This window comes from Cellulomonas palmilytica (genome assembly GCF_021590045.1).
Classification (GTDB): Bacteria; Actinomycetota; Actinomycetes; order Actinomycetales; family Cellulomonadaceae; genus Cellulomonas; species Cellulomonas palmilytica.
In genome coordinates this window covers 630,139-656,387 of the sequence record NZ_CP062221.1, presented here as the reverse complement: position 1 = coordinate 656,387, position 26,249 = coordinate 630,139, and the positions used below count along the sequence as shown (strand labels likewise).

Genomic DNA, 26,249 nt, shown 5'->3' with positions numbered 1-26,249 from the left:
GTGCCCCCACTCTCGCCGCCCGACGGGCCGGTGGGTAGGACCGCCGCACGGTCAGTCTTCCCCGGTGACCCGCGTGGCGCACCCGAACCCCACCCGAACCGGGCGGACCGGACGGTCGGACCGGACGGCCGGCGCCCGGGTGACGTCGGGACGAGGTCGGGGGGGTCGGGGTGACGTCGTGCCGATCCGCACCGGCCCGGCGTGGCCGGTGGTCCGTGTGGGTGGTGGGGTCCACCCTGGGGGCATGGTGACCATCTCGTGCTCGTGCGGTGCCGTGACCACCTCCCGCCGCAACCCTCTGCAGGCCCTCCCGCTCGAGGAGCGCATGGAGGCGGTCCGCACGGCGTACAGCGCGCACGACGGGTTCCTCACGCTCGAGGTGGACGCTTCCTGGCACCCGGGCGCGCACGACGAGGACGACGAGCCCGGCACGGGCTGCGTGGTGCTGGTCGACATGGACGCGCTCGACGCGTGCGAGGGCCTGCCCGACGACGAGCGCCGAGGTCTGGCGACGCTGCTCGGCGTCTCGCACGTGCGGGGCCGCGTGCTGCCCGCGCCGGTCGAGGTCGGCTCGGTGCGGTTCCGCGTCGCGCCGTCCTTCGGGTTCGACTCGGAGGTCACGTACGTGGTGCACGACGGGCCGACGACGCTGCTCGAGCTCACGTGCCCGTTCGGCGGCCGCGACGAGCTGCGCTCGCTCGTCGAGCTCTACCGCGCGCACGGCCCTGCCGCGGTCGTGCAGGTCGACGGTCTGGCGCCGCGGATCGGCCTGGCCGCCGCGGTCGAGGGCGTGACGCGCGCGCGGACGCCCTCGGTGGCCTGACGCGCCGACGCGCGCGCCGTTCGGTCTCCCCGCCGGGGAAGCGGCCGGTCGTCCGACCAAAAAAAGACGGATGGCCGGTATGCTTTGTCCCGGTTGCGCGGGTATATTGCCGCTGCACCGACAGCAGGGAGGGCGACGTGGCGCAGCAGGCGCGCGCGGTGGCGACCAGGAACGCGATCGTCGAGGCAGCCGCGGCCGAGTTCATCGAGCACGGGTTCGCCGGTGCGAGCATCGCGGACATCGCGCAGCGCGCGGGCGCGACCAAGGGCGCGATGTACTTCCACTTCCGCTCCAAGGAGCTCCTCGCGCAGGCGGTGATCGACCGGCAGCGCGAGCTCAACGACGAGCTGCAGGACAAGTTCGCGTCCAGCGACCTGTCGGCCCTCGCGATCCTCGTCTCGATGGTCCACGCGCTCGGCGACCTCATGCGTGACGACGTCGTCGCGCTCGCGGCCATGCGGCTCGCGGTCGAGGTCCCCGAGGGCGGCGACGACCGCGGCCCGACGTACGACGCGTGGGCGGCGCCCACGGCGGCCGTGATCAGCCACGCGATCGCGCAGGGCGACGTGCGGGACACGATCGACCCCGAGGTGCTGTCCCGGTTCCTCGTCGCGGCCTTCACCGGGATCCAGACCGCGTCGTTCGCGTCCACGCGGCTCGAGGACCTCATGGACCGGCTGCGCGAGATGTGGACCGTGCTGCTGCCCGGCATCGTCGCGCCCGGTCGGGAGCACGTGATCCCGGACATCCTCCAGCGCGCCTGACGTCGCCGTCGGCGGGGCCGCCCTCGTCGCCCGCAGCGCCCTAGACGAGCGCGCTCCGGACCGGCTGCTCGGTGCGGGTCGGGACCTCCACCTGCTCGTCGAGCGGCAGCGTCCCGCTCGCGCAGGTGATGACCGCGGCCGGGGTGCCCCCCTGCAGCACCTCGGTCCGGGTCGTCGAGCCGTCGCGCACCGCGCGGACGTCCGCGACGGTGTCGAGCTCGACGTAGCGCGTGCACCGCACGTCGATCGCGGTGACGGTCTCGGCGGCGGTCAGCAGGTGGTGCGCGGTCATCGCCGCGCGCGCCAGGTGCATCGCGGGGACGTGGTCGACGCCGTGGTCGAAGACCATGCGGTCGTCGGCCTCCCAGCCGAGCCACGCCTCGAGCGCGTCCGTCGTCGTGCGCACGTCGCCCAGGGCCGCGGGGTCGTGGCGGTGCTCGACGTCCTGCCACGCGGGGGCGCCGGCCCGCAGGCGGGCGTGCACGCGCGGGTCGACGCACTGCAGGTCGCCCGACGCGTGCGCGACGAGCTCGCCGTCGACCGTGACCTCGGCGTCGAACACGTGCCGCACGAGCGTGCCGCGGCGGTGGTCGGCCGAGCGCGTGAGGAACGTGAAGCGCGCGGCGACGTCGCCGACGAACGTCGTCGGGTCGACCACCCAGCTCATCGCGACGCGCGACGCGATGAACGCGTGCCCGAGGGGCACACCGCCCGCGACGTGGGCGAGCGCGGTGCCCGCCTGCCGGAAGCCCTCGAGCGCCAGCAGCACCGCGCTCTGGTGGGCGTACACGGGGTGCGGGATGCCCAGCGGCAGGACCACGTCGACGTCCCACGGCGTCTGCGGGTCGAGCCGGGCGCCGTCGCCCGGCCCCGTCACGTCGGTGACGAGCATCGCCCACGGGTCGAGCTTGTGGACGTACCGCTGGTCGAAGCTGCTGCGCTGCATGGCTGCCTCCACGTCTCGGGCGTCCGGCACGCCCTCCCGTGCAAGTGAACGCTAGACCCCGAGGGCGGTCATAACAAGACGGGCGGTCGGTTTCGTTTGCCGAGAAGGTCGCCTTGGTCTGAGCCGTTGACGGCTCGCACCCCGGTGGTCCATCCTCAACTAAGCCGGACGTTCGGTTTGTTTCTGCTCGTTCCACGGGTGACCACCGGCAGGTCGCCCCGGGCGAGACCAGCGGCCCGCGTCCGGCGCCGGCAGACGACCGCCGGGCGCGGTCAGGCGCCCGACGCGTGGGAGGAAGCACGATGGACGCGATCGCGACACGAGACCCGCGGGGGGAGGTGCGGCTGCGCAGCGGCACCCGCTCGCGCGAGCTCGACGGCCGCATCGCCGTCAGCGCGGGCTCGAGCGCGGTGATCGTCGACGGCGCGGACGCCCAGGCGCTGTGGACCGCGATCGAGCCCGTCCTCCGCGCGGGCGTGCGCCCCGACCGGTTGCTCGCGGCGGTGCCCGAGCACGGGCGCGCCGTGGTCGCGGGCATCCTCGAGCGGCTCGACGCGCACCAGCTGCTGCGCGAGGTCGAGCCCCCGACCGAGCCCGTGCCCGCGCTCGACCACCTCGAGGCCGTCACGCGCCGACCCGCGGCCGCGGCGCGGCTCGTCGCCTCCACGACGCTGCGTGTCCGTGGTGCGGGGCCCGTCGTCCGCAGCGTCGTGGCGCACCTCGGGGCCGCGGGGTACGCGCGCGTCGTGGAGCAGCCCGAGCCGCAGCAGCCCGAGGCGCAGCACCCCGAGGCGCAGCAGCCCCAGCCGCAGCACCCCGGGCCGCAGCACCCCACGCCGCGCAGCTCGGCGGGGTCCGTCCCGGCGACCGTGCCCGCACCGGTCCCTGGCCTCGTGCTCGCGCGGGTCGAGCGGCAGGCGGCCGACGAGTCGTGGCGCCCGGTCGCGTTCGCCGCGGGCGACGCGCGCACGGTCGTCGTCGGCCCGTGCGACCGCGACGCCGACGAGCGGCTCGAGGCCGCGGCGCTCGAGCGCGTGGCGCGCTCGGGCGGCCACGAGCCCCCGGGGACCACCGGGGACCGGTCCGCGCCGCGGCCCGGGGTCCGGCCCCAGGGGCCGGGCGAGGACGACGAGGCCCCGTCGGCGCCCGAGGCGCTGCTGGCCGAGCTCGTCGGCGCGCAGCTCGCGCTCGCCACGCTCGACTCGAGCGCGCGCGAGGTCGAGCCCGCGCCTCCTGCCCCGGCACCGCGGTACCTCGTCACCACGAGCGGCCTGGTCAGCGAACGGCGTCCGCACGTGGCGCTGCCGCGCCTCGGGCGCGACGGCCGCGTGCTCGACGTCGACGCGTGGGCGACGCGCGACGTCCCCGCCGACCCGGTCGCCCTCGCGCGGCTCGAGCCCGTGTGGGACCCCGTGCTCGGCGCGGTCGGCGAGCCGCTGCCGCTCGACCTGCCGCAGTCGCCCGTCGGCCTGGCCGCGCTCGTCGACGACGAGGGCCGCACGCTCGGCGGGATCGGCACGACGACGGCAGCCGCACGCGTCGACGTCGTGCTCGACGCGCTGCGCGTCCCCGCCGGCCCGGCGGTCCACCGCGCGGGCAGCCTCGGGCTCGGGGTCGCCGCCGCGGCGGCCCGCGCGGACGCGGTCGCACGGCTCGTCGAGCGCTCCGACCTGGGCTGGCGGCCCGTGCCGCTGGACCAGCTCACGCTCGACGCGCAGGCGAGCCGCCTGCACACGTCGCTCACGCGCCGGCTCGGGGTGCGCGTGGGCGTCGGTCTCGCCAGGTCGAGCAGCGGCCTGTGCCGCGTCGACGTGCGGGACGCGGACGGCGAGCTGCTCGGGCGAGCGGTCGCGACGAGCCCGGCCGCCGCAGCGGCCGGGGCGCTGCTGCGGGCCGTGGGCCTCGCGCAGTGGCAGTCGTCGCAGGCCGCGCTCGTCACGCCCGACCCCGTGCTCGACGTGCTCGACACCCGCTCGGCGCCCGTGCGCGCCGAGGTCGACGCGTGGGCACGGGCCGCGGTCGCCGCGGGCGCGGTGCAGCTCGTCGAACCGGACCGCGCCGACGGCTGGGGGGGCGTCGGCGTGCACGCGGCGGTGGCGTCATGGACGTGACGAGCGACGTCGCGGACGCCGTCGCTGTCGCGCTCGCGCAGGGGCGAGCGCGGCTCACCGCCGCGGGAGGGTCGCTCGCGGTGCGGGCGCACGGCAGCCACGTGCTGGTCGGACCGCTCGTCGTGCCGGACGGGCAGGGCGGGTGCGCGGACTGCGCGCTCGCCTGGTGGACCGACGTGTCGCCGGGCACCGCGGGCGGCCCTCCCTGCCCGGTCGGGCTCGACTGGTCGCGCGTCGTGCGCGCGATGGTCGAGCGCGTGCTGGCCGACGAGCCGACGGTGTGGCGCCGCGCGGTGCTCGCGCTCGACCGCGCCACCGGGGAGCTCACGACGCACCACTTCCTGACGCACCCCGCGTGCGTCGTGTGCGCGCTGCCCCCGCAGGCGCCCGAGCCGCTCGACGTGCGCACGCCGCAGCCCGCGCTGGCCGCGCCGCTGCGCACCCGCACCGCGTCGCGCGAGGCGCTGCGCGCACACCTCATGGACCCGCGGTTCGGCCCGGTCACGCACGTGCAGCCCGACGAGGAGTCGCCGTTCGCGCGCGTCGTCGCCACCGCCGTCGTCCCGGGCCGCGCACGGTTCGAGACGGGGCACGGGCGCGCCACGACGTACGCCGACAGCGAGGTGCCGGCGGTCCTCGAGGGCCTCGAGCGCGTGCTCGGCGGGTACCGCCGCCCGTCCGTTCCGGTCGTCGTCGCCGCGTTCGACGAGGTCGCGGCGCACGCGGTCGACCCAAGACGCCTGGGCGAGCACGACCTCGTCGGCGGCGGGTCGTCGTACGAGCCGTTCGCGCGCGGCCGCACGACGAGCTGGGTGTGGGCCCGCTCGACGCGCGAGGACCGCGCGGTGCTGGTGCCCGAGCACGTCGCGTACGCGTCCGAGCAGGGCGTCGGGGCGCGGTTCCTGCACGCCACGTCGAACGGCTGCGCGGTCGGCGCGACGCGCGAGGAGGCCGTGCTGCACGGGCTGCTCGAGGTCGTCGAGCGGGACGCGGCGCTGCTCGCCTGGTACACCCGCGCGCGGCTCGTCGAGGTGCTGCCCACCGCGGGCGGTGCGCTCGCGGCGGCGCGCGACCAGCTCGCGCAGCGGGGCCTGCGGCTGCGGGTGCTCGACCTGACCTCGGACCTGCGGGTGCCGGTCGCGCTCGCGGTCGTCACCGGCGACGAGCAGGCCGTGCGCTCGGGGCGTGCGCCCGCGCTGGCCGTCGCGTCGGGCGTGGGACCGGACGCGCGGACCGCGGTGCGCGTCGCGGTCGAGCGTTGCGTGACGCACCTGCGCGCGCACAGCCCGTCGGCGGCCGAGCGCCGCCGGGCGATGCTCGACGACTTCGACCTGGTGCGCACGCGTGAGGACCACGCGGGGCTGTACGCGCTGTGGGAGGCACGCCACCTGTGGCCGTTCCTCGAGGCGCCGGCCGGCACGCTCACCGAGACCGAGCACCACGCACGGCACGCGCTGCCCACCGGCGACGTCGCCTACGCGCTGGGTCTGCTGCTGGAGCGCGCGCACGCGCTGCAGCTCGACGTGGTCGTCGTCGACCAGAGCGCACCCGAGCTGGTGGACGGGCTCGGCGTGCACGCCGTGAAGGTCCTGGTCCCGGGCACCGTGCCCCTGACCTTCGGGCACCGCCACCGCCGCGTCCTGGGCATCCCGCGCCTCGCGCGGGGCGCCGCGATCCTGGAGGGAGCACAGCCGTGGGACGACGACCCTCGACCGTATCCGGCCCCGCACCCGTTCCCGTGAGCCCGCAGCCGAGCCACCACGGACACGGTCACGGACCCGCTCGTGCGCTCGCTCGTCGCAGGGGGACGAGCGAGCGCACGGGGCCCGCGGCCGCGCACCGGGGACCGGGCGGCGACGCCCGGGCACCGCGGTGACGACCACGACCGCGCCCGACCTCGCGACCCTGTCCGACGAGCGGGCGGAGCACGCGCGGGAGCTGTACCGGACGCTGCACGCGGCGCCCGAGCTGTCGGGGCGGGAGCGGGAGACCTCGGCGCGTGCGCTCGCGCACCTGCGGGCCGCGGGTGCCGGGGTGCGCGCGCGGGTCGGCGGGCACGGGGTCGTGGGCGTGCTGCGCAACGGGGACGGGCCGGTCGTCGCGGTGCGGGCGGAGCTGGACGCGCTCGCGGTGGTCGAGGCCACCGGGCTGCCGTACGCGTCGAGCCGCCGCACCACGCTCGGCGGCCGGCAGGTCGGGGTGTCGCACGCGTGCGGGCACGACGTGCACGTCGCGGCGCTGATCACCGCCGTGGAGCACCTCGCGGCGACGCGCGACGCGTGGTCCGGCACGGTCGTCGCGATCCTGGAGCCCGACGAGGAGTCCGGCCGGGGCGCCGCGGCGATGCTCGGCGACGGGCTCACGCGGACCGTGCCGCGGCCGGACGTGCTGCTCGCGCAGCACGTGAGCCCGGACCCGCTGGGAGCGGTCACGATCGGCGCGGGCGCGGTGCTCTCGTCGTCGGTCGCGCTCGCGCTCACGCTGCACGGCACGGGCGGCCACGTCGCGTTCCCGGACGGGGGCGTCGACACGGTCGCGGTGCTGCTGGACGTGCTCGCAGCCGCGGGTGACCTCGCGCGCGAGGCGGGCGTCGAGCTCACGGTCAGCGCTGTGCACGGCGGCGCGTCGCACAACACGTTGCCGCACGTGGTGCGCGCGGACCTGGTGTTGCGCGGCGCGGACGAGCACGTGCTGGGCGTCGTCGCGGACGAGGTGGGCGTGCTCGCGCGGCACGTCGCGGACCGCGCGGGGTGCCCGCGGCCCGCGCAGGTCGAGCGCGTCGCGCAGTTCGGGGACGTGCGCAACGAGCCGCGCGCCGCGCAGCGCGTGCACCGCGCGCTCGTCGGGCACCGTGTGCCGACGTACGTGCTCACGCGCCCGTCGCCCGCGAGCGACGACGTGGGTGCGCTCGCGCGCGGCCTGCGCTGCCCGCTCGTGTACTGGTTCCTCGGGGTCAGCGACCCGGCGCTCGTGACCGAGGTGGCGCTCGACCGCGGCACCGCGACGCCGCCGTCGCTGCCCGGCAACCACGCGCCGGACTTCGCGCCGCACCCGGACGCGGTGGTGCACGCGACGCGCGCGCTGCTCGTGGCCGCGGGGGCGTGGCTCGGGGTGTGACCGATCGGGTTTAGGTTGGCGCGCACGGCTGCGCAGGGTGCGGGGCCGGCGCGCGGGGGTGGACGGGTGCACGCGATCGCGTTCGTCGACGTCGACGAGACGCTGCTGACGGTCAACTCGATGGCGGGCTTCCTGGTGGCCTACCTGCGTGAGCGGGGGCGCTCGTCGGACGAGGTCCGTGCGGTCGTCGGGCACCTGGCGTCGCTCGACCGGGGACCCGACCGGGACGCGGTGAGCCGCGCGTACTACGCGACGTTCGCGGGCGAGCGCGCCGAGGAGCTGCGTGACCTGGGCCAACGCTGGTTCGCGGGGCTCGGCGAGGACGTGTGGCACGCACCCGTGGCCGACGAGCTCGCGGCGGCACGTGCGGCGGGCACGCTCGTCGTGCTCGTGTCCGGCGCGCCGCCGGCGACGGTCGCGCCCGTGGCGCGCGCGGTGCGGGCGCACGCGTGGTTCGCGACGCGTCAGGAGGAGCGCGACGGCGTGCTCACGGGGGTCGCGACGGACGCCGTGGTGGGCGAGAGCAAGGCGAGCGTCGCACGGCGCGTGATGGCCGAGCGGGGCGTGCGCCCGCAGGACTGCGTCGCGTACGGCGACCACGGCAGCGACCTGCCGATGCTCGAGGCGGTCGGCACGGGCGTCGTCGTGGGGGACGACCCGGTGCTCGCGGCGGCCGCGGCCCGGCACGGCTGGCGCGTGCTGCCGTCGGCGCGCGCGGGGGCGCTCAGGTCGGCCACACCACCGGGATGAGCCCGATCGCAACCACGAACCACGCGACGGTCACCACGATCCCCAGGCGCCAGTAGTCACCGAACCGGTACCCGGCCGGGCCCATGACGATCATGTTCGCGGGCGTCGCGATGGGCGTGAGGAACGACGCGGCACCGGCGACGGCGACGAGCACGAGGACGGGCGCGGGCGAGACACCCGTGTCGGCCGCGGCGGACAGCGCGATGGGCGTCACGACGAGCACCGTGGCGGTGTTGCTGACGACCTGGCCGAGCACGAGCGTGAGGACGAACAGCGCGGCGAGCAGCACGCGCGGCTCCCCGCCCGCGACCGCGTCGACCAGGTACCCCGCGACGAGGTCCGCCGCTCCCGACGACGCGATCGCGGCCGACAGCGGGATGAGGCCGCCGATGAGCACGAGCGCCTGCCACGACACCGACCGGTACGCCTGCTGCGGCGTGAGCACGCGCAGCAGGACCATCCCGGCCGCGCCGACGAGCCCCGCGACGGCGGGGACGGTCACGCCGGACGCGAGCAGCGCGACCGTGACGGCCATGACGGCCAGCGCGCGCCACGCCGCGGGGCCCAGCGGCGCGTTCTGCCGACGCACCGCGCCCGGGTCGTCGACCACGAGCACGTCCGTGTCGCGGCGCAGCTGCTCGACCGCCGCCCACGGCCCGTGCAGCAGCACCAGGTCCCCCTCGGCGACCACCGTCTCCTGCGGCCCGCGGTCGCGCCCGAGCCGCCGCACGTCGAGCACCGTGAGGCCCGAGCGCACCTGCCCGGGGAACACGCGCTGCCCGATGAACGACGAGCGCGGCGGCACGACGACCTCCGCGAGCCCCGCCTCGCGGCCGAGCAGCGCCTCGCGCGTCGCGCGCGTGAGCGGGGTCCCGACGACGTCGACCCCGGCGTCGTCGACGAGCCGCGCGACCTGCGACGACGTACCGGTGACGACCACGACGTCGCCGGCCAGGACGCGTTCGCCGACGTCACCGGGGGCGCCGTCCGCGTGCTGCACGCCCACGACGACCACGCCCTCGGGCACGGGCACGGCCGTCGGGTCCGCGCCGACGAGCGGCGAGGTGGGCCGCACCCGCACGCGCGTGAAGCCCTCGTCGAGCCGGTAGTGCTCGAGCAGCGTGTCGAGATGGCCCGACAGGTCCGCCGGCAGGTCGTGCGCGTCGCGGTGCGGCACCAGGCGCGGGCCCAGGACCAGCACGACCGCGATGGTCACGAGCACGAGCGGGACGCCGACCACCCCGATCTCGAAGAAGCCCAGCGGCTCACCGGTGGTCGCGGCCAGGGCGTCGGAGACGATGACGTTGACCGGCGACGCGGAGAGCATGAGCAGCCCGCCCGCGCTCGCGGCGAACGCGAGCGGCATGAGCAGCGTGGACGGCGAGCGGGCCGCGCTGCGTGCCGCGAGGACGGCGACCGGCAGCAGCGCGGCGGCCGAGCCGTTGGGCGTGACGAACGCCGTGAGGACCGCGCCGAGCGCCATGAGCGCGACGACGAGCCGCCCGCGGCTGGTCCCCGCGCGCGACACCACCTGACGCCCCGCCCAGGCGGTCACGCCGGACTGCTCCAGCCCGCCCGCGAGCATGAACAGGCACGCGATGAAGATGATGATCGGGTCGCCGAACCCCGCGACCACCGTCGCCGCGTCGACCAGCCCCGTGACGAGCAGCGCGAGCGAGCACAGGACCGCCACCGCCCCGACCGGGACCCGGTTCCACACGAACAGCGCGACCGTCGCGCCGAGCACGAGCAGGCTCGTCGTCGCGTCGCTCACCCGTACGCCCTCCCGCGCCCGGTCGCCGCGCGGCGCGGCGCCCGCCTGCGAGTCTGCCGCGACGCGGCCCGCGCGTCGACAGGACGGCGACGAGGGATCCGCCTCGGTCCGTGCGCCGGACGAAACGGGACGCGCGCCACTATCCGGACGCGCGGACCAGGGCTAACGTGCCGACATGACCGCTCCGCTGAGCGACGAGGCCATCGCGGCCGGTGCCGCCGAGCTCATGCCGTCCCTCGTGGACCAGGTCGTGCGCCTGTCCCGGATCCCGTCGGTCGCGACGACTGGCTTCCCGGCCGAGCCGCTGCTCGAGGCGCACGCGCTCGTCGTCGACGAGCTGCGGGCCGCGGGCGTCGAGCACGTCGAGGAGCTCCTGCTCGACGGGATGACCGCGCCGACCGTGCTCGCGGACGTCCCCGGGCCGCCCGGCGCGCCCACCGTGCTGATGTACACGCACTACGACGTGGTGCCCGCGGGTGACGAGGCGCTGTGGAGCTCGCCGCCGTTCGAGCCGCAGGTCGGCGCGGACCGGGTCGTCGGGCGGGGCGTCGCGGACTCCAAGGCGAACATCGCCGCGATGACGGGTGCGCTGCGCCTGTACGGCGGGAAGCCGCCCGTGACGCTGCGGTTCGTGCTCGAGGGGCACGAGGAGTTCGGCAGCGTGTTCGAGGAGCACCCGCAGCAGTCGCCGCAGACGTACGCGGCCGACGCGATCGTCATCGCCGACGTCGGCAGCGTGCGCCCCGGCCAGCCGACGCTCACCATCGGGCTGCGCGGGTCCGTCACCGTCACGGTCGAGGCGCGCACGCTGGCCTCCGACAAGCACTCCGGGCAGTTCGGCGGCGCCGCACCCGACGCGCGCACCGCGCTCGTGCGGGCCCTCGCGTCGCTGCACGACGAGCACGGCGCGCTCGTCGTCCCCGGCCTGCGGCGCGAGCCGTGGACCGGCACCGCGTACACCGACGACGAGTTCCGCGAGCTCGCCGAGGTGCTGCCGGGCGTGCCGCTCGTCGGCGACGGCGACCTCGGCTCACGCATCTGGTCCGGGCCGGCCGTGACGATCATCGGGTTCGACGCCCCGCCGACGTCCGCGCCGCTCAACGCCGTCGCGTCGTCCGCCAAGGCCGTGCTCAACCTGCGCGTGCACCCCGCGCAGCCCGCGCTCGAGGCCGGCGAGGCGCTCGCCGCGTACCTGCGCGCGCAGACGCCGTTCGGCATCACGCTCGACGTCACCGTGGGCGAGGCCGGCAACGGGATCCTCACGCCCACCGGCGGACCCGCGTTCCGCGCCGCCGAACGCGCGCTCGCCACCGCGTGGGGCGCACCCGCCGGGACCATGGCGCTCGGCGGGTCGATCCCCATCGTCATGGCGTTCCACGAGGCCCAGCCCGCCGCCGAGAAGATCCTGTTCGGCGCGAGCGACGGCTACTCCAACATGCACGGACCCGACGAACGGCTGCTGCTCGACGAGCTGCGGCGCACCGTCGTCGCGATGGCGACGTTCTGGCGAGAGCTGGCCTCGACCGAGAGGGACTGACCCATGAGCGCGACGGCAGCCGAGACGACCACCGAGCCCCGCAGGAAGCGCTCCTTCTCGTTCCCCTCCGCGATCACCACGCTCGCGATCGTCACCCTCGCCGTGTGGGTCGCCGCGATCTTCATCCCGTCCGGTCGCTACCAGCACGACGAGGTCGGCGCGCCCGTCCCCGGGTCGTTCGAGCAGGTCGAGTCGCCGCTGTCGTTCGGCGAGCGCGTCCAGCAGCTCGTGCTCTCGCCCGTCAACGGCCTGTACGGCATCCAGGACGCCGCCAGCGGGTTCGTCGACACCGAGAACCTCGGGCGGATGTTCGGGTCCATCGGCGTCGTCATGTTCATCATGGCGCTCGGCGCGTTCATCTCCGTGAGCTTCTCGACCCGCTCGCTCGAGGTCGCCGTCGCGTCCATGGCCGACCGCGTCGGGTCGCGCGGATGGCTCCTCGTCGCCGGGATCATGGTGCTGTTCTCGCTGCTCGGCTCCACCATGGGGTTCTCCGTCGAGACGTTCGGGTTCTACCCGCTGCTCATCCCGCTGTTCCTCGCGCTCGGGTACGACCGCATGGTCGCCGCCGCCGCGATCGTGCTCGGCGCGCTCACCGGGTCCATGGCCTCGACCGTCAACCCGTTCTCCATCGGCGTCGCGTCCGGCGAGGCCGGGGTGTCCATCGGCGACGGGATCGTGCTGCGCGTCGTCCTGTGGGTCGTGCTCACCGCCATGGCCGTCGCGTTCGTGCTGCGCTACGCCGCGCGCGTGCGCCGCGACCCGTCGACGTCCCTCGTCGGGTTCGCGCAGCCCGCGTCCGACGACGAGGAGGAGGCCTCACCCGTCGCGCCCGGCACCCGGCTCGACCGCACGCAGCGGTGGGTGCTCGCCATCACCGTCGCCACGTTCGCCCTCATGATCTTCTCCGTCATCCCCTGGTCGTCGATCTTCGGGGCGACCGCCGGGCCCGCCGAGGACGAGATCGTCCACCAGACCACGACCGAGCCCTACTGGTTCGAGCTCGGCTGGTGGTTCCCGCAGCTGACCATGCTGTTCGTGCTCGCCGCCGTGCTCGTCGGCGTCGTCGCACGCATGGGCGAGGGGCGGATCGTGTCGCTCATCGGACGCGGCGCAGCCGACATGATCGGGCCCGCCATCGTCATCCTGCTCGCCCGCGGCGTGTCCGTGATCATGACGAACACCGAGACGCTGGACACCGTCCTCAACGCCATGGAACGCGCCGTCGAAGGCACCTCCGCCGCCGTGTTCACCGCGCTCGTGACCGTCGTCAACATCCCGCTCGCGTTCCTCATCCCGTCGTCGTCCGGGCACGCGACCCTCGCCATGCCGCTGCTCGCGCCGCTCGGGGACTTCGCCGGCGTCTCACGCGCCCTCGTCATCACCGCGTTCCAGATGGGCCACGGGCTCATGCTGCTCGTCGCACCCACCAACGCCGTCGTCGTCGGCGGGCTCGCCATCGCGAAGGTCGGGTACGACAAGTACCTCAGGTTCGTGTGGCCGCTGCTGGTCGCGAACCTCGTCGTCGTGCTCGTGATCCTCGGGATTGCCGCCGGGGCAGGCTGACGCGCCGGGGCGACGTGCCGCTCTCGTCGGACGCCCGCCGTCACACGCGCGCGACGACCGCCTCCGCCGCCGCACGGGCCGCCTCGAGGTTCGCGACCTCGCCCGCGCGGTCCGGGTAGCCCTCCCACAGGCGCGCGTGGAACGCCGCGAACCGCGCACCGCACGCGTACAGCGCGCGCAGCGTCGCCCGCTTCTCGTCGTGGAACCGCCCGCCCGTCGCGACGTCCAGCCACACCTCGTCGTCCCGGACCGCGGCGACCACGTCGATCCCCGTGAGGAAGAACGGCACCGTCACCGGGCGGTCGTCGGCCAGCGGCCCGAGCGCGCCGAAGCACAGGTGCGTCACGAGGAACGGCACCGCGTCCTCCAGCTCCAGCGGCTCACGGCCCGGTGACTCCAGCACGACCGCGCCCTCGCAGTACCCGGCCGCGCGGACCGGGTCCGCGTACTCGTCGAACGCCAGCATCGAGTCGCCCTCGTCGATGCGGAACCCGTCGACGTCCAGGACGTACCGCACGACCGGACCGGCCACCTCGTCGTCAGCCAACCGCCCGCCCCTCTCCGCCCACGTCGGGGCTCAGAAGACCGCAGCCTGGATCGCCCGCAGATCCTCCGCCGAGACGTCGACGATAGCCGCGTGCTGCCCCGCCACGGTCGCCGAGAGCGGGAAGAACTGGTCGATCATCGGCAGCGCGGGTGGAGTCGGCGCCGAGAAGACACCTCCGCGGACCTGCACGTTGCCCCCGACAGGCATCGGGACCGCCGCCGTGAAGTTCGCCGGAGCCGGACGGTCCGTCGCAGGCGTCGGTCCACCCATGTAGTACCCGGCGTTCGCCGCCGCCGCGAACCACGGGTTGATCACCGCGAGCATCTCGACGTTCGTCCACGGGTCCGGCCAGAACGCGTTCCGCGACTTGATCTCGGCGAAGTTGAAGTGCCGCCGCACGTGGCGGGAGTAGTAGTGGGTCCAGCGGACCCGGTACGAGGCGTTCGTGTAGACGCCCGGGTCGGGGCCGGTCGGGCCCACCGGCGCCGGCGTCGCGTCGAAGACCGCTCGCGGCAGGTCGAGGTCGATCGTCGCGAGGGCCGGCGGCCCGAGGGGCGGCAGGTGGTGGAAGAAGGGAGCCTCCTGAGCCATGCGCTGGAAGTCCGCCTGCGTCCCGTTCGCCCGCGCGGCCATCGGCACCAGCTTCTCCGTGTGGCCGTCGAAGCTCCGCAGCGCGGAGCCCACGACGTTCGGACCGAGCATCGCCGTCAGCAGGTTGAGCGTCACCTGGTTCCCGCCACCCGCCCGCGGGACCAGGAAGATCAGGTCCACCACGTTGCCCCGCGCCGCGGTGAGCAACGGCGCCAGGTGGTTGAGCGCGCCCGCGCACGCCGCGATCAGCGTCGGCAGGTGCACCGCCTGCGCCACCGGGTTGAGCGCCTGCACCAGGGTGTCGAGGACCCCGAGCCCCGCACCGCCGCCGACCGCGTCCACCAGACGGGGCAGCAGGCTGCCCTCAGCCGGCGTCAGGTGCGTCGCGACCAGCGTCAGCGCGGCGATGTTCGCCGCCCCTCCCGCGCGCGCCACCACGTCCTCCAGCAGGTCCGCGTTCGCCGCACCCAGCGCCTGCAGCAACGGCATCTCCGCCGTCGCCTCCGCACGCAGCGCCGTGACCGCCGCGACGCGCCCCGCGGCCTGACCACCCGCCGCGATGTACGTCGCGCACGCCGCCCGCAGCGCCTGCAGCGCCGGGACCCGCGCCGCGCCCGAGCTGCCGATGTAGTCGGACAGGCGGTCGTCGACCGTCAGGATGCGCTTGCGCGCGTTGAGGAACGTCGCCGGGGTCGCGGCCTGGAACGTCGCCAGGCTCGAGATGCGCCGCACGGTGGGCGTGGCGGGCGCGGCGGTCGTCGTCGGCGTGGTCGTCGTCGGCGTGCTCGTCGTGCTCGTGCTCGTCGTCGGCGTGCTCGTCGTGCTCGTGCTCGTCGTGCTCGTGCTCGTCGTGCTCGTGCTCGTCGTGCTCGTCGTGGGGTCCCACGTGCGGCGGAGACCGACGCTGCGCTGCTGGACGACGTGCGTGAGCTCGTGCGCCCACAGGCGTGCGCCGGCGTCCTGCCGGATGTCCGGCACCCCGTCCGCGAAGACGACGTCCGTGCCGAAGGTGAACGCGCGAGCGCCCAGCCGTCCGCTCAGCGCCGCCGCCTGGTCGCCCGTGTGCACCCGTACCGGCGCCAGGTCCGCGCCGAGCGCGGCCTCCATCGGCGTCCTGACCTCCACCGGCAGCGGGCTGCCCGCACCGCGGAGCCGCTCGACCTGCTCCTGCGTCCCGGCGTCCAGCGGGCCGCCGCTCGCGCCCATCGGCGCCGCGCCGCCGCGGGGCACCCGGGCGATCGGTGCGGGTCGTGCGTGCGGGGCGAGGGCCGGCGGGGTGGGGGCCGGCTCGCCGGGTATGCCCGTGCGCGCGTCCGTGGCAGCCGACCACCTCCGGCGCAGGCGGTCGAGGTGCGGCTCGGGCCCGTCGTCGTCGGGTCCCGGTGCGCGCCCACGCAGGAACTCGACGACCTCGTCCGCGCGCCGCTCGGCGTCGAGCTCCGCCGGGTCGTCGACGCTCCCCACGAGCGCCGACCGGTACACCACCGGGGCCGGGCGCAGCGGTGTGCGCGCGCACGACACCGGCGTGACGGGGGCGGCCGTCGTGCGGTCGGACGTCGACGCGTGCACCGGTTCGGCGCGCGTCGGCGCGCCTGCCGACCCGTCCGCTCGAGCGTGCACCGTGAGCCTCCCGCCCCCCGGGATGCCTGCGACGCTAGCAGCGCCCCGGCGCAGAGTCAGCGGGGTGCGCACGGTTTGGTCCGGGTGATCCTGGAGTGACGCTGGGCGGGGCGTCAGGGCCTGTGGACGACGACGGCGCGTGTCTGTGCAGATCGGTACGATTCGAACATGTATTCGAACGGTGTCGCGGAGGTCGCGGGCGGTGGCGCGCCGTCCGACGACGTGCCGGCGCCCTCCGACGAGGCCGCGCCGTCCGACGAGGCCGCGCCGTCCGACGAGGCTGCGGGGCTCGGTGCCGTCGCGCACCGGGTCGCGGCGCGGGCGCGGGACGCCGCACGATGGTCCGCGCGTGAGCGGCACGCGGTGCTCGCGCGCATCGACGAGGCCGTCGCGGCCCTCACGACCGCCCGGGCGCACCTGCTCGGAGCCGAGGCTCGCGCGGGGTCGTGGCAGGGCCACGGCGACCGGGACGTGGCCGCGTGGCGCGGTCGGACGACGCGCGCCGGCGCGTCCGCCGCGGGAGCCGAGCTGCGCGGCGCGCACGTCATCACGACGATGCCGTCCGTCGAGCGGGCGTTCACCGCGACCGAGCTCTCCGCGCAGCACGTCGACGTGCTCGCCCGCGCGGTGTCCCGCGCGACACCCGCCGTCGCCGCCGCGCTCGCGGACCGGACCACGCAGGACGAGCTCGTCGCCCTCGGTCGGCGGCTCGACGGGCGGGAGTTCGCCAAGGCGGTCGACCGGTTCGTCGCGCAGGTCGACCCCGTCACCGTCGAGCGTGAGCACGCCGCGCAGCGGGAGCGCCGGCACCTGTTCGTGACCGACCTGCCCGGCGGCACCCAGGTGCGCGGGATGCTCGACCACCGCTCCGGTCACCGGCTGCGGCTCGCGCTCGAGGGCGCCCAGGGCCGGCCCGCGCAGGACGACGAGCGCACCACCGAGCAGCGGCGGGCCGACGGGCTCGTCGCGCTCGCGGACCTGGCGCTGTCCGAGCCCGACGCCACGACGGCCGTGTCACGCCCGCACGTGTCGGTCGTGCTGGGGGAGCAGACGTTCCGCACCCTGGTCCGCGCTCTGCGGACCGGCGGCCGAGAGGCCGGCGGGGCGTCGGGCGGTGAGGTCCTCGCGGGTGGGCGGAGTGGGAGCGAGCTCGGCGGTGGTGCGCTCGGCGGTGGTGCGCTCGGCGGTGGTGTCCGGTCCGCTGATCGTGCCGACGCCTCGGCTCGCCTCGCCGAGGCGATGCGGGGTGTCCCCGCGCCGGTCGACGAGGACGGTGCCCCGATCCCGGTGAGCGAGGCCGCGCGGCTGCTGTGCGACTGCGCGCTCACGCGCGTGGTCGTGGACGCCGAGAGCAGGCCGGTCGACGTGGGGCGCACCCAGCGCCTCTACACCGGGCACCTGCGCCGCGCGGTCGTCGCGCGGGACGGCGGGTGCACGTGGCCCGGCTGCGGGCGGCCCGCACGGTGGTGCGAGGTCCACCACATCCGCTGGTGGGACCGGGACGGCGGCGAGACGTCCGTCGAGAACGGGGTCGTCCTGTGCGGCTACCACCACCACGTCGTGCACGAGCGAGACCTGACGATCCAACGTCACCCACCCGCGCCACCGCCGCGGGGAGTGTCGTCGCGCCTGGTCGCCGGCGCCCTCCCGCCCGTGACGTACACGTTCCGCACGCGCGGCGGCACGGTCGTGCGCGCGGGCCAAGAGCCGGCCACGCTCGGACCAGCCGAGCGCTCCGTACAGGATCCAGGGGCGTCCGGACCGGCCGCTCGAGGCCTGGGTCGAGATCGGCCGCGGGGTCCCGACCCCGATGACCGGACACCTCGGGGGCCGGTGCGTGCCGGCGCGCCGCTCGGGGGCGACCACGACGATGAGCGCGCCGTCAGACGCACCGACGAGCGGGAGGAGGGCGGCGCCTCGCTGTTCGCCATGCCGCGACCGGGCTGAGCGACCCCGTCTGGCGGGTCGGCGAGCTCGCGCGGTCCCAGGCCGCACCCACGGTCGAGGACGAGATCGTGGCCCTGCTCGTGGGGAGCCCGACGACGGGGGTGCGAGGGGTGTCCGCTTCCCCCGCACCCCCGCCCGACCGGGACACGGGGCCGGTCGCCGGGCGTCGCGACGCGCACGTCGCGGGCCAGGTCTGGCGTCGGGTGGGGACCGGGTTGCGGGCCCGGTCCCCACCCGACGCGATCACGTTCACGACGCCGTGCGTGTCAGGAACGTCGTGCGCGTCGAGACGCTGCGCGTCAGGACGCCGGGGTGTCAGGACGCCGTGGTGTCAGGACGCCGTGGTGTCAGGACGCCGTGGTGTCAGGACGCCGGGGTGTCAGGACGCCGTGGGTGGTGTCAGGACGACACCGCGAGTGTCAGGACACCGTGCAGGAGGTGCCGTTGAGCGTGAAGCTCGTCGGCCTGGGGTTCGAGCCCGTGAAGGCGCCGTTGAACCCGAGGTCGACCGACCCGCCCGCGGCGATCGTGCCGTTCCACGGGGCGTTGGTCACCGTCACGTCCTTGCCTCTCTGTGCGTAGTCACCGGACCAGCCGCTCACGACCGTCTGGCTGCCCGGGAACGAGAACCCGAGCGACCAGGAGCCGACCGCGCTCGCGGACGTGACCCTGATCGACGCCGTGAAGCCACCCGGCCAGTCGTTGGTCGCGTACTTCACGGTGCACGCCCCTGCCGGGGGGTCGGTCGGCGGGTTCGTCGGCGTCACGGTCGGCGTGGGGGTGGGCGTGGGTGTCGGCGTAGGCGTGGGGGTGGGCGTCGGCGTGGGTGTCGGCGTAGGCGTGGGGGTGGGCGTCGGCGTGGGTGTCGGCGTGGCCGTGGGCGTCGGGGTCGGCGTCACCGTGGGGGTGGTGCCGGTGTTCCCGACCACGATGCCGCGGCCGTTGGTGCCCACGTACACGCGACCGAACACGTCCGGGTCGCCCGTGATCGCCGCGCCGGTCCAGGCGTACTGGTGCTCGTCGTCGTTGATGCGGGTCCACGTGCTGCCGCCGTCGACGGACCGGAAGAACCCGCGCACGCCCTCGTACTCGGACGTCGAGTAGATCGCCGGGTACGACGCACCGGGCGCCGCCTTGCCGAAGCCCACCGCACCGCCGTCGGTGAAGCCCGGGAGCTTCGTGAACGTGGTGCCGTAGTCCGTCGAGCGGTAGAGGCCGTTCTCGGCGGCCAGCCACACGTGGCCGGCCTTGCCGGGCACCGCGCCGAACCGGACGTTGCCGGTCGTCGGGAACCCGGACGCCGAGGACGCGGTGAAGCTCACGCCCGCGTCGCGCGAGACGTAGAACCTCCCGGCCGAGTAGGCGTAGAACGCCTTCGCGTCCTCGCGGTCGGACTCGACCTGCGCCTGGGCGGGCACGCCGGTCGACGCGGTCCACGTCGAGCCGAGCGTCGTCGAGCGGTGCACGCCGGCGCCCTCGGGAGACCAGACGATCGCGGTGCCGTCGGCGTTGATCGCGACGGTGCCGGACTTCGTCACGCCGCCGGGCTCCTGACCGGCCCACCACGTCGAGCCGGAGGTGGTCGAGACGCCGATGTGCGACTCGACGCTCCCGTCGACGGCGTGCCCGACCCGGACCATGGTTGACGGGTTCTTCTCGGCGAAGTCGACCGACGTCCCCGAGCCGTGGAACGGCTGCGTGAACTGCTTGGCGGGGACCTTGGTGATGTCGGTGTGGACGAACCCGCCGAGGTCACCGAGCGCGGACACGAGCTCGACGGCCCCGGGGGGTGCGGCGAGGTCGAGCACCGCGGTCTCCTCGATGCCCTGGGCCTTGACGGTGATGTCGATCTTCCCGCCGGCGTCCCACGCGGTGAGGTTGTCGGTGCCGTAGATCGTGGCGCCGGTGCCGTACATCATCCTGTCGGAGTCGAACGGGTCGATCTCGAGCGACTCGGTCATCCAGCCGAGCTTGACGGGGGGCTCGGGCGGCTGCGGGTTCGTCGCGTTGAAGCCGAGCCACGGTGCCGCGGAGATGTCCTGCGTGTAGCGCAAGGTGCGGTCGGGGTAGCCGTTCCAGTCCCAGATGCGCGACCAGGTGGCGCCGCGGTCGGTGGACCGGAAGATGACGACGTCCGGCCACCAGGAGACCTGGGTGGCGACCATGATCGTGTCGGGGTCCTGCCGGTCGATCGTCAGGCCCGAGTAGCCGTAGTAGAGGTCGGAGCTCGACGACGGGACGGGCGAGACCTGCGTCCACGTTCCCGTCGTCGTGTCGAGGCGCCACACGTCGCCCTTGGCGCCGTCGTACGGTCCGCCGGTGTCGCTCGTCGCGATGTAGAGCTGCTTGCCGACGGCGTCGAACACGCCCTTGTGCGGGATGTACCCGGTGGGCTGGCCGGGGACGCGCGACCAGGTGCTGCCGCCGTCGGTCGACCGGTAGACGTTGTTCTCCTTGTCGGCGACGCCGACGTAGATCGTCCTGCTGGCCACGCCCGCGGAGCCGCTCGTGGGGTCGAACGTCACCCACACGACGCCCTGGTTGGACGTGAGGTACGAGTTCGAGGACGTCGGGTCCTGCACGTAGTTGCCGACGTTGGGGAAGCTCGTGACCTTCGACCAGGTGACGCCGAAGTCGGTCGACCGCCACAGGCCGTGGCCCTCCTCGGTGCCGAGGTAGAGGACGCGGTTGTCGTTGGGGTCGATCTGCAGGCGCTCGCCCATGCCGCGGCCGGGCATGTTCCCGCCGACCTTGAACGGCAGGTCGGTCTTCTCCCACGTCTCGCCGCGGTTCGTGGAGCGCAGGATCGCGCCGTTCTGGGGGTCCCACTCGTTGGTGTAGGTGCCGACGGCGGCGTAGACGCGGTCGGGGTCGCGTGCGTCGGTCGCGATCGACAGGACGCCGCTGTGCGACCACTCGTCCCAGCCGATGTGGTCGAGCAGGGGCACCCAGCGCCGGGAGCCGGCGTCGAGACGGTACGCGCCGCCGATGTCCGTGCGGGCGTAGACGAGGCCCTTCTCGCCCTGGTTGTAGACGATCCCGGGGACGAAGCCACCGCCGACGACCTCGACGTTGCCCCAGGTGTAGCCCGCAGCGTTGGGTGGGTCGGCGGCGTCGGCCGGGCTGGTCGCCAGGGCGATGCCGGTCGCGGTCAGCGCGAGGGCGACGGCGCCCGCGGCGGCGCGTCTCGCGGTGGTGGTGGGGCGGGATGTCGCGAGCAGCGTCGGAACACGCATCCGCTCACTCCTTCGTGGCGTGGTGGGGCCCGTCGCGAGGTCGCGACGGGGCGCCGCCGACCCGTCGCGCCGGGCTGCGGAGATGCGCGGAGGTCAAGGGCAGGCGCGACGCTAGTTGAAGCGCTTCGACGACTGAATCGGACGAATCGTTTACGCGTCGGTCAGTTCAGCCGGACGTCCGGCGGGTAGTGCGCGAGCATCGCGAGGTCGCCGCCCTGCCGGTGCAGCACCCGGCTCCACAACGTCTCGGGCTCCTCGGTGAACACGTCCGACGGCTCCGACGGCACGACGAACCACGCGCCCTCGGCGATCTCCTCCTCGAGCTGGCCACCACCCCAACCGGAGTGGCCCGCGAAGATCCGCAGCCCGCTGAACCGCCCGACGACGGTGCTCGGGTCCGCGTCGAGGTCGACCAACCCGTACACGCCCGTGAGCGGATCCACCACGGGCTCGTCGCCTGCGCCGTCGTCGCCGAACACGTCGTCCCCCGGCCCTGGCCGGCCGGGCTCGGACGCAAGAGCGTCGTCGAGGTCCGCGAGCCCGGGCAGGTCCCCGAGGTCGGCGAGCTCGGCCGGCTCGTCGGGTCCGCTCTCGAGCACGTCGTCGAGCTGGTCGTCGAGCGGGTCGCCGAGCGGACGACCGCGCGCGCCGTCGAGGAGCCCGTCGCGCGACGCCGGCCACGCGCCGCGCGAGGTCGGCCGGGTGGCCGGTCCGGGGGCGGCGACCGCGACCCCGATCGCGCCGTCCAGCCCCACCGGACCACCCTGGAACAGGCCGTCCGGGCGGCTCACGACGTCCTGCCACCCCGGCAGCACCGCGTCGACCTCGACCGGCAGCAGCCGGTTGAGCACGACGCCGAACGCGCCCTCGTCGTTGTGGTCCAGCAGCAGCACGACGGTGCGGTGGAAGTTCGGGTCGAGCAGCCGTGGCGCCGCCACGAGCAGCCGTCCGCTCAGGGTCATGCCTCCATCATCGGCTCGCGGGGCGGGCGACGGCACCCCGGACGCGCACTCAGACCTGGAGGCCCACGAGCCAGAGCGCCCCGAGCGCGAGCCCGGCGACCGTGACGAGCGCGAGCACGCCCACCCAGAACGCCCCGGGCAGGTGCGTGAGCCCGCCGAGCAGCCCCGCGTCGGAGGTGTCGCGCGCCCGGCGTCGTCGCGCGTCTCGTCGTCCCGCCTGCATCTCCAGCACCGCACGCGGCGCGCCCAGCAGGAAGAACCACGTGACGGCGTACGCGAACACGGCCTGCACCTGCGCGGACGCCCACCCCGTCACGACGACGAGCACGGCGAGCGTCACGAGCACGGCCCACAGCCCGTACCAGTTGCGGATCCCGACGAGCACGCCGACGACGAGCACGAGCAGCGCCCACAGCAGCGCGACGTCGTACCCGCGCGCCAGCAGCCAGGCGGCCCCGACGCCGACGACGGTCGGTGCGGGGTATCCGGCGAACGCGGTCGCGATCATCCCGGGCCCGCGCGGGCGGCCCCGCGAGAGCGTGAGCCCGGACGTGTCGGAGTGGACCCGGATGCCCGACAGTCGCCGCCCGACGAGCACCGCGACGGTCGCGTGGCCGGCCTCGTGCACGATCGTCAGCGCGTGCCGGGCGACCCGCCACGCGACGGGCACCGCGAGCACGACGAGCACGGCCGCGGCGGTCGCGACGACCACCCACGTCTCGGGCACGGCACTCGGTGTCGTCACGTCCGACCAGGTCTCTCGCAGCCAGTCCACGCCCGCGAGCGTACGGGTCGGGGGTGCGCGCGTGGCGGGTGGACCCTCTCGGGTGACATCCGGGCGGAACCGGACGCGAGGGCGCGGTGGTGCTGCCACGATGACGCCGGGACGGCCGAGCGCGGCCGTCGGCGCACGAGCTGCCGCAGCGCCAGCAGGGGGCGGCACGGGAGGAAGGCCACGATGGACGTCGACCCCGTGACGCAGGACGAGCGACGCGCGCTCGCCGCCGACCCCGCCACGCCTCCGGAGGTGCTGGGCGGGCTCGCGTCCGACCTCGCGCTCCTGCCGGCGCTGCTCGCCAACCCGGCGACGCCCGAGGCGACGCGGCAGGCGATCCTCGTCGACTTCCCGCACCTGCGGGAGCGCGCGGCGTCCGACGAGCCGGCGATGCGTGAGCCGTCGCGCCCCGGCTCGTCACCCGTCGGGTCGTCGCGACCTGGTCCGTCCCCGGACGCCGCGTTCGAGCGCATCCGGCAGCGGCAGAAGAACGCCGACCAGGCGTACGAGAGCCGCGCGCGGGTCGAGCGCTACCGGGACGTCGCGCAGGGGCGTAGCGGTCCGACGAACGGGCTGGCCGTCGCGTCGTTCGTCGTGTCGTTGTTCGGGATGAGCCTGCTCGCGGTCGTGTTCGGGCACGTCGCGCTGGGGCAGATCGCGCGACGCGGGGAACGTGGCGACGGGTTCGCCGTCGCCGGGCTGGTCATCGGGTACATCGGTCTGGTCGTCGGGGCGTGGGCGGTGCTGACCCGCCTGTAGGCCGCCCCCGGCTCGTCGGTGTCGGCTCGTCGGTGCCGGCTCGTCGGTGTCGGCTCGTCGTGTCGGCGGGTGGGACAGGGCCTGCGGCTCCCGCGAGGGGCTTCGTCGCGGGCGGGTCGTCGTCGGTCCGACGACGGGCTAGCGTCGCCCCATGCCGATCCGGTGGACGACCGCGATGCTCGACCTGCCGTCCGACGTGCTCGACGAGACGCTCGCGTTCTGGCTGCACGTGACGGGCTCGACGTTGTCCCCGTGGCGCGGCGACCAGGGCGAGTACGCGACGCTCGTCCCGGCCGACGGCGACGACTTCCTGCGGGTGCAGCGCTTCGACGCCGGACCGCGCGTGCACCTCGACCTGCACGTCGCGGCCGACGGGCGCGACCCGGTCGAGGCGGTCCGCGCCGAGCTGGTCCGTGCGCTCGCGCTCGGGGCGGCACTCGAGCACGACGCGGGCACGCACGTCGTGCTGTCGTCGCCCGGCGGGTACGTGTTCTGCCTCGTGCGGGACACGGGTCACGCCCGCCGGCCCCGGGCGGTCCCCGTCGCCGCGCCGGCACGTGACGGCGACGGTCGGGCGTGCGCGCTCGTCGACCAGGTGTGCCTCGACGTCCCCGCGGACCGGTTCGACGACGAGGCGGCGTTCTGGCCCGCGCTCACCGGCTGGTTGCTCGACCCGCGCGCGAAGGGCGAGCTCGTGCCGCTCGAGCGGCCCGCGGGGATGCCGCTGCGCATCCTCCTGCAGCGGCTCGGCGGTGACGACGCGCGCCGCGAGACCACCGCCCACCTGGACCTCGCGACGGTCGCGCGCCCGGCGGTCGAGCGCGCGCACCTGGAGATGGGTGCCCGGCTGGTGGCGCGCCGCGAGCGGTGGACGACGCTGCTCGACCCGTCCGGCCACCCGTACTGCCTCACGGCGCGCGACCCGCAGACGGGCGGCCTCCGGGCCTGAGCTGGCCGCTCAGCGCGTGAGCGCGACGCGCGACCTCGCGGAGGCGAAGCCCAGCCACGTGTGCCGGTTGCCCGCCCAGCACCAGCCGACCTTGGGCGCGTCGCGCCGCTCGCGACCGTCGCGGCCCGTGCCGTTGGAGATCCAGACCGCGGGCGTCCGGGCGTCGAGTCCTCCGCGGGCCCTTCCTCCGCCATCCCTTCCTCCGCGGGCCTTGGCGACGCGTGATCCGATGGTCATGAAGCAGCGCTTGCGTTCGAGCACGTCGGGCGCCTGCAGGACCCACTGCACGCCCTCGGCCAGCGTGAGCGGCGTGCGACCGCGACGCGCGAGCTCGACGCCCGCCTCGTCGGGTGACCAGCCGGCCAGGTCGTCGCCGCGGTCCGGCCCGTCCAGGACGTAGGGCGCGTCGGGCACGTCGACGCCCGGGATCGGCGCGAACGCGTCGACGTCCGTCATGTCCTCGACGACGAACCCGGCGCGCTCGCCGCGGCGCATCAAGGGAGCGAGCACCGAGACGGGGACGAGCGCGGGCGGGACGACGAGCAGCCGGTGGCTCGTCGTGAGGTGGGAGCGCGTGACGTCGGGGGACGCGGGGTCGGCGCCTGCGGCCGTCCCGGGCGTCGAGGCGTCGGCGTCGTGCGCGAGCACGCGCAGGTCGTCGGGGGTGAGCCCCGCGAGGTCGGCGACGCCCAGCGTGACGAGGCGCTCGGCCTGCCGGGCGAGCGAGGGCAGCGCAGGCAGCCCGACGGCGGGGAGCTCACGCGGGCTGTCCGGCCGGTCGGCGGTGGTCGTCGGGGTGGGTGCGGGCATGGAAGACCTCCACGTGACGATCGGGGCGATGAGGGTCCAACGCGTGCGCGGCGGACTTCGTGCCCGCGGCGCGGGGTGAGACGGGCGGTCGGTCACGACCGTCGGTGCGGTCGGCGACCGGCGTCAGCAGGTCGGGTGGTGACGGAGCAATTGCCGCGCACCGTGTCAGGCCGGGCGGATAGAGTGCCGAGGTCCCCCTGGTGGACGCCCGTCTCACGGGTTGGTTGCAGATCGCCCCCCGGCGGCCCGCCCGGCCCGAGGGCGAGCGGCCGCCCGCGGGTCGGCGGTGCGCTGCTGCGGTCCGGTCGCTGGTGATCGCGGGAGATCGCGACGGCGTCCGCGTCCGCGCGGGGACGACCGCCTTGGCGCGGAGCGCGTGCCGTCCGGGTCGGCCCGCCCGTCGCACGCGGCCGGTCGGCCGGGACGAGACGGCGTGCGACCTGCGACGACGCGCCCCGACCGTTGGCCGCGCACGGCTCGGCGGGACGCACGCAGACAGCACGCATGCAGACGGCACGCACGAGACAGCACGCACGAGACAGCACGGCACGAGGGGACGACCCGGAGCGGCGGCACGACGACCGCGCGGGGCGCCCCGGTGCGACGAGCAGGACGACACGACGGAGGCCCGGACGGATGCACGGTGGGACGAGGCGCACGACGAC

General features: G+C 75.4%; 19 protein-coding genes. 11 read left to right on the top strand and 8 right to left on the bottom strand.

The window, feature by feature from the left end; all coding sequences use genetic code 11:
- Window positions 1–244 precede the first annotated feature (244 nt).
- Together F1D97_RS03185 and F1D97_RS03180 are read left to right on the top strand one after the other, a co-directional pair.
- Window positions 245–823, top strand: a complete 579-nt coding sequence (locus F1D97_RS03185) for a hypothetical protein (protein WP_236122288.1) — start codon at window positions 245–247, stop codon at window positions 821–823.
- A gap of 137 nt (window positions 824–960) precedes the next feature.
- Window positions 961–1,587, top strand: a complete 627-nt coding sequence (locus tag F1D97_RS03180) for a ScbR family autoregulator-binding transcription factor (protein WP_236122287.1) — start codon at window positions 961–963, stop codon at window positions 1,585–1,587.
- A 40-nt stretch (window positions 1,588–1,627) separates the two neighbouring features.
- Here F1D97_RS03180 and F1D97_RS03175 read toward each other — a convergent pair whose 3' ends face one another.
- Window positions 1,628–2,533, bottom strand: a complete 906-nt coding sequence (locus F1D97_RS03175; protein WP_236122286.1) for an AfsA-related hotdog domain-containing protein — start codon at window positions 2,531–2,533, stop codon at window positions 1,628–1,630.
- 302 nt (window positions 2,534–2,835) lie between these two features.
- Between F1D97_RS03175 and F1D97_RS03170 the strand changes: the two genes are divergently transcribed.
- The 4 genes from F1D97_RS03170 to F1D97_RS03155 all read left to right on the top strand — a co-directional run bounded on the left by F1D97_RS03170 (window position 2,836) and on the right by F1D97_RS03155 (window position 8,511).
- Complete coding sequence (locus tag F1D97_RS03170; protein WP_236122285.1) at window positions 2,836–4,644, top strand: hypothetical protein; 1,809 nt, start codon at window positions 2,836–2,838, stop codon at window positions 4,642–4,644.
- A complete protein-coding gene (locus tag F1D97_RS03165) occupies window positions 4,635–6,386 on the top strand; it encodes a TOMM precursor leader peptide-binding protein (RefSeq protein WP_236122284.1) in 1,752 nt (583 codons plus the stop codon). The genes F1D97_RS03170 and F1D97_RS03165 overlap by 10 nt, the downstream gene beginning before the upstream one ends.
- A 130-nt stretch (window positions 6,387–6,516) precedes the next feature.
- Window positions 6,517–7,761, top strand: a complete 1,245-nt coding sequence (locus F1D97_RS03160) for a M20/M25/M40 family metallo-hydrolase (RefSeq protein WP_236122283.1) — start codon at window positions 6,517–6,519, stop codon at window positions 7,759–7,761.
- 66 nt (window positions 7,762–7,827) lie between these two features.
- The gene (locus F1D97_RS03155; protein ID WP_236122282.1) at window positions 7,828–8,511 is read left to right on the top strand and encodes an HAD family hydrolase; all 684 of its coding nucleotides are present in this window, start codon (window positions 7,828–7,830) and stop codon (window positions 8,509–8,511) included.
- Here the strand turns inward: F1D97_RS03155 and F1D97_RS03150 are convergent.
- A complete protein-coding gene (locus F1D97_RS03150; protein WP_236122281.1) occupies window positions 8,486–10,285 on the bottom strand; it encodes an SLC13 family permease in 1,800 nt (599 codons plus the stop codon). The genes F1D97_RS03155 and F1D97_RS03150 overlap by 26 nt on opposite strands.
- Before the next feature lie 175 nt (window positions 10,286–10,460).
- On the opposite strand from F1D97_RS03150, the gene F1D97_RS03145 reads away from it, so the two are divergent.
- On the top strand, window positions 10,461–11,822 hold the full coding sequence (locus tag F1D97_RS03145) for a M20/M25/M40 family metallo-hydrolase (protein WP_236122280.1): 1,362 nt from the start codon (window positions 10,461–10,463) through the stop codon (window positions 11,820–11,822).
- A gap of 3 nt (window positions 11,823–11,825) precedes the next feature.
- A complete protein-coding gene (locus F1D97_RS03140; protein WP_236122279.1) occupies window positions 11,826–13,388 on the top strand; it encodes a YfcC family protein in 1,563 nt (520 codons plus the stop codon).
- 40 nt (window positions 13,389–13,428) lie between these two features.
- Here the strand turns inward: F1D97_RS03140 and F1D97_RS03135 are convergent, their stop codons facing one another.
- Window positions 13,429–13,935 (bottom strand): hypothetical protein, encoded by a 507-nt coding sequence (locus tag F1D97_RS03135; protein WP_236122278.1) that lies wholly within the window; start codon window positions 13,933–13,935, stop codon window positions 13,429–13,431.
- A 30-nt stretch (window positions 13,936–13,965) separates the two neighbouring features.
- On the bottom strand, window positions 13,966–16,146 hold the full coding sequence (locus F1D97_RS03130) for an eCIS core domain-containing protein (RefSeq protein ID WP_236122277.1): 2,181 nt from the start codon (window positions 16,144–16,146) through the stop codon (window positions 13,966–13,968).
- A 168-nt stretch (window positions 16,147–16,314) separates the two neighbouring features.
- Here F1D97_RS03130 and F1D97_RS03125 point away from each other — a divergent pair, with 168 nt between their 5' ends.
- Complete coding sequence (locus F1D97_RS03125) at window positions 16,315–18,093, top strand: HNH endonuclease signature motif containing protein (protein WP_236122276.1); 1,779 nt, start codon at window positions 16,315–16,317, stop codon at window positions 18,091–18,093.
- 419 nt (window positions 18,094–18,512) lie between these two features.
- Here F1D97_RS03125 and F1D97_RS03120 read toward each other — a convergent pair whose 3' ends face one another.
- The 3 genes from F1D97_RS03120 to F1D97_RS03110 form a co-directional block, all read right to left on the bottom strand.
- Window positions 18,513–21,329, bottom strand: coding sequence for a cellulose binding domain-containing protein (locus F1D97_RS03120; RefSeq protein ID WP_236122275.1), 2,817 nt, complete (start codon window positions 21,327–21,329; stop codon window positions 18,513–18,515).
- 161 nt (window positions 21,330–21,490) lie between these two features.
- Window positions 21,491–22,291 carry a YqgE/AlgH family protein gene (locus F1D97_RS03115; RefSeq protein ID WP_236122274.1) on the bottom strand — a complete coding sequence of 267 codons (801 nt, stop codon included), beginning with the start codon at window positions 22,289–22,291 and terminating at the stop codon, window positions 21,491–21,493.
- A 49-nt stretch (window positions 22,292–22,340) separates the two neighbouring features.
- Window positions 22,341–23,066: a M50 family metallopeptidase gene (locus tag F1D97_RS03110; RefSeq protein WP_236122273.1), complete on the bottom strand. Its 726-nt coding sequence runs from the start codon at window positions 23,064–23,066 to the stop codon at window positions 22,341–22,343.
- 183 nt (window positions 23,067–23,249) lie between these two features.
- Here F1D97_RS03110 and F1D97_RS03105 point away from each other — a divergent pair, with 183 nt between their 5' ends.
- Window positions 23,250–23,825, top strand: coding sequence for a DUF4190 domain-containing protein (locus tag F1D97_RS03105; protein WP_236122272.1), 576 nt, complete (start codon window positions 23,250–23,252; stop codon window positions 23,823–23,825).
- 151 nt (window positions 23,826–23,976) lie between these two features.
- Entirely contained in the window at window positions 23,977–24,774 is a 798-nt protein-coding gene (locus F1D97_RS03100; protein WP_236122271.1) for a VOC family protein, read from the top strand.
- A 9-nt stretch (window positions 24,775–24,783) separates the two neighbouring features.
- Here F1D97_RS03100 and F1D97_RS03095 read toward each other — a convergent pair whose 3' ends face one another.
- A complete protein-coding gene (locus F1D97_RS03095; protein WP_236122270.1) occupies window positions 24,784–25,584 on the bottom strand; it encodes a DUF5701 family protein in 801 nt (266 codons plus the stop codon).
- Window positions 25,585–26,249: the final 665 nt, after the last annotated feature.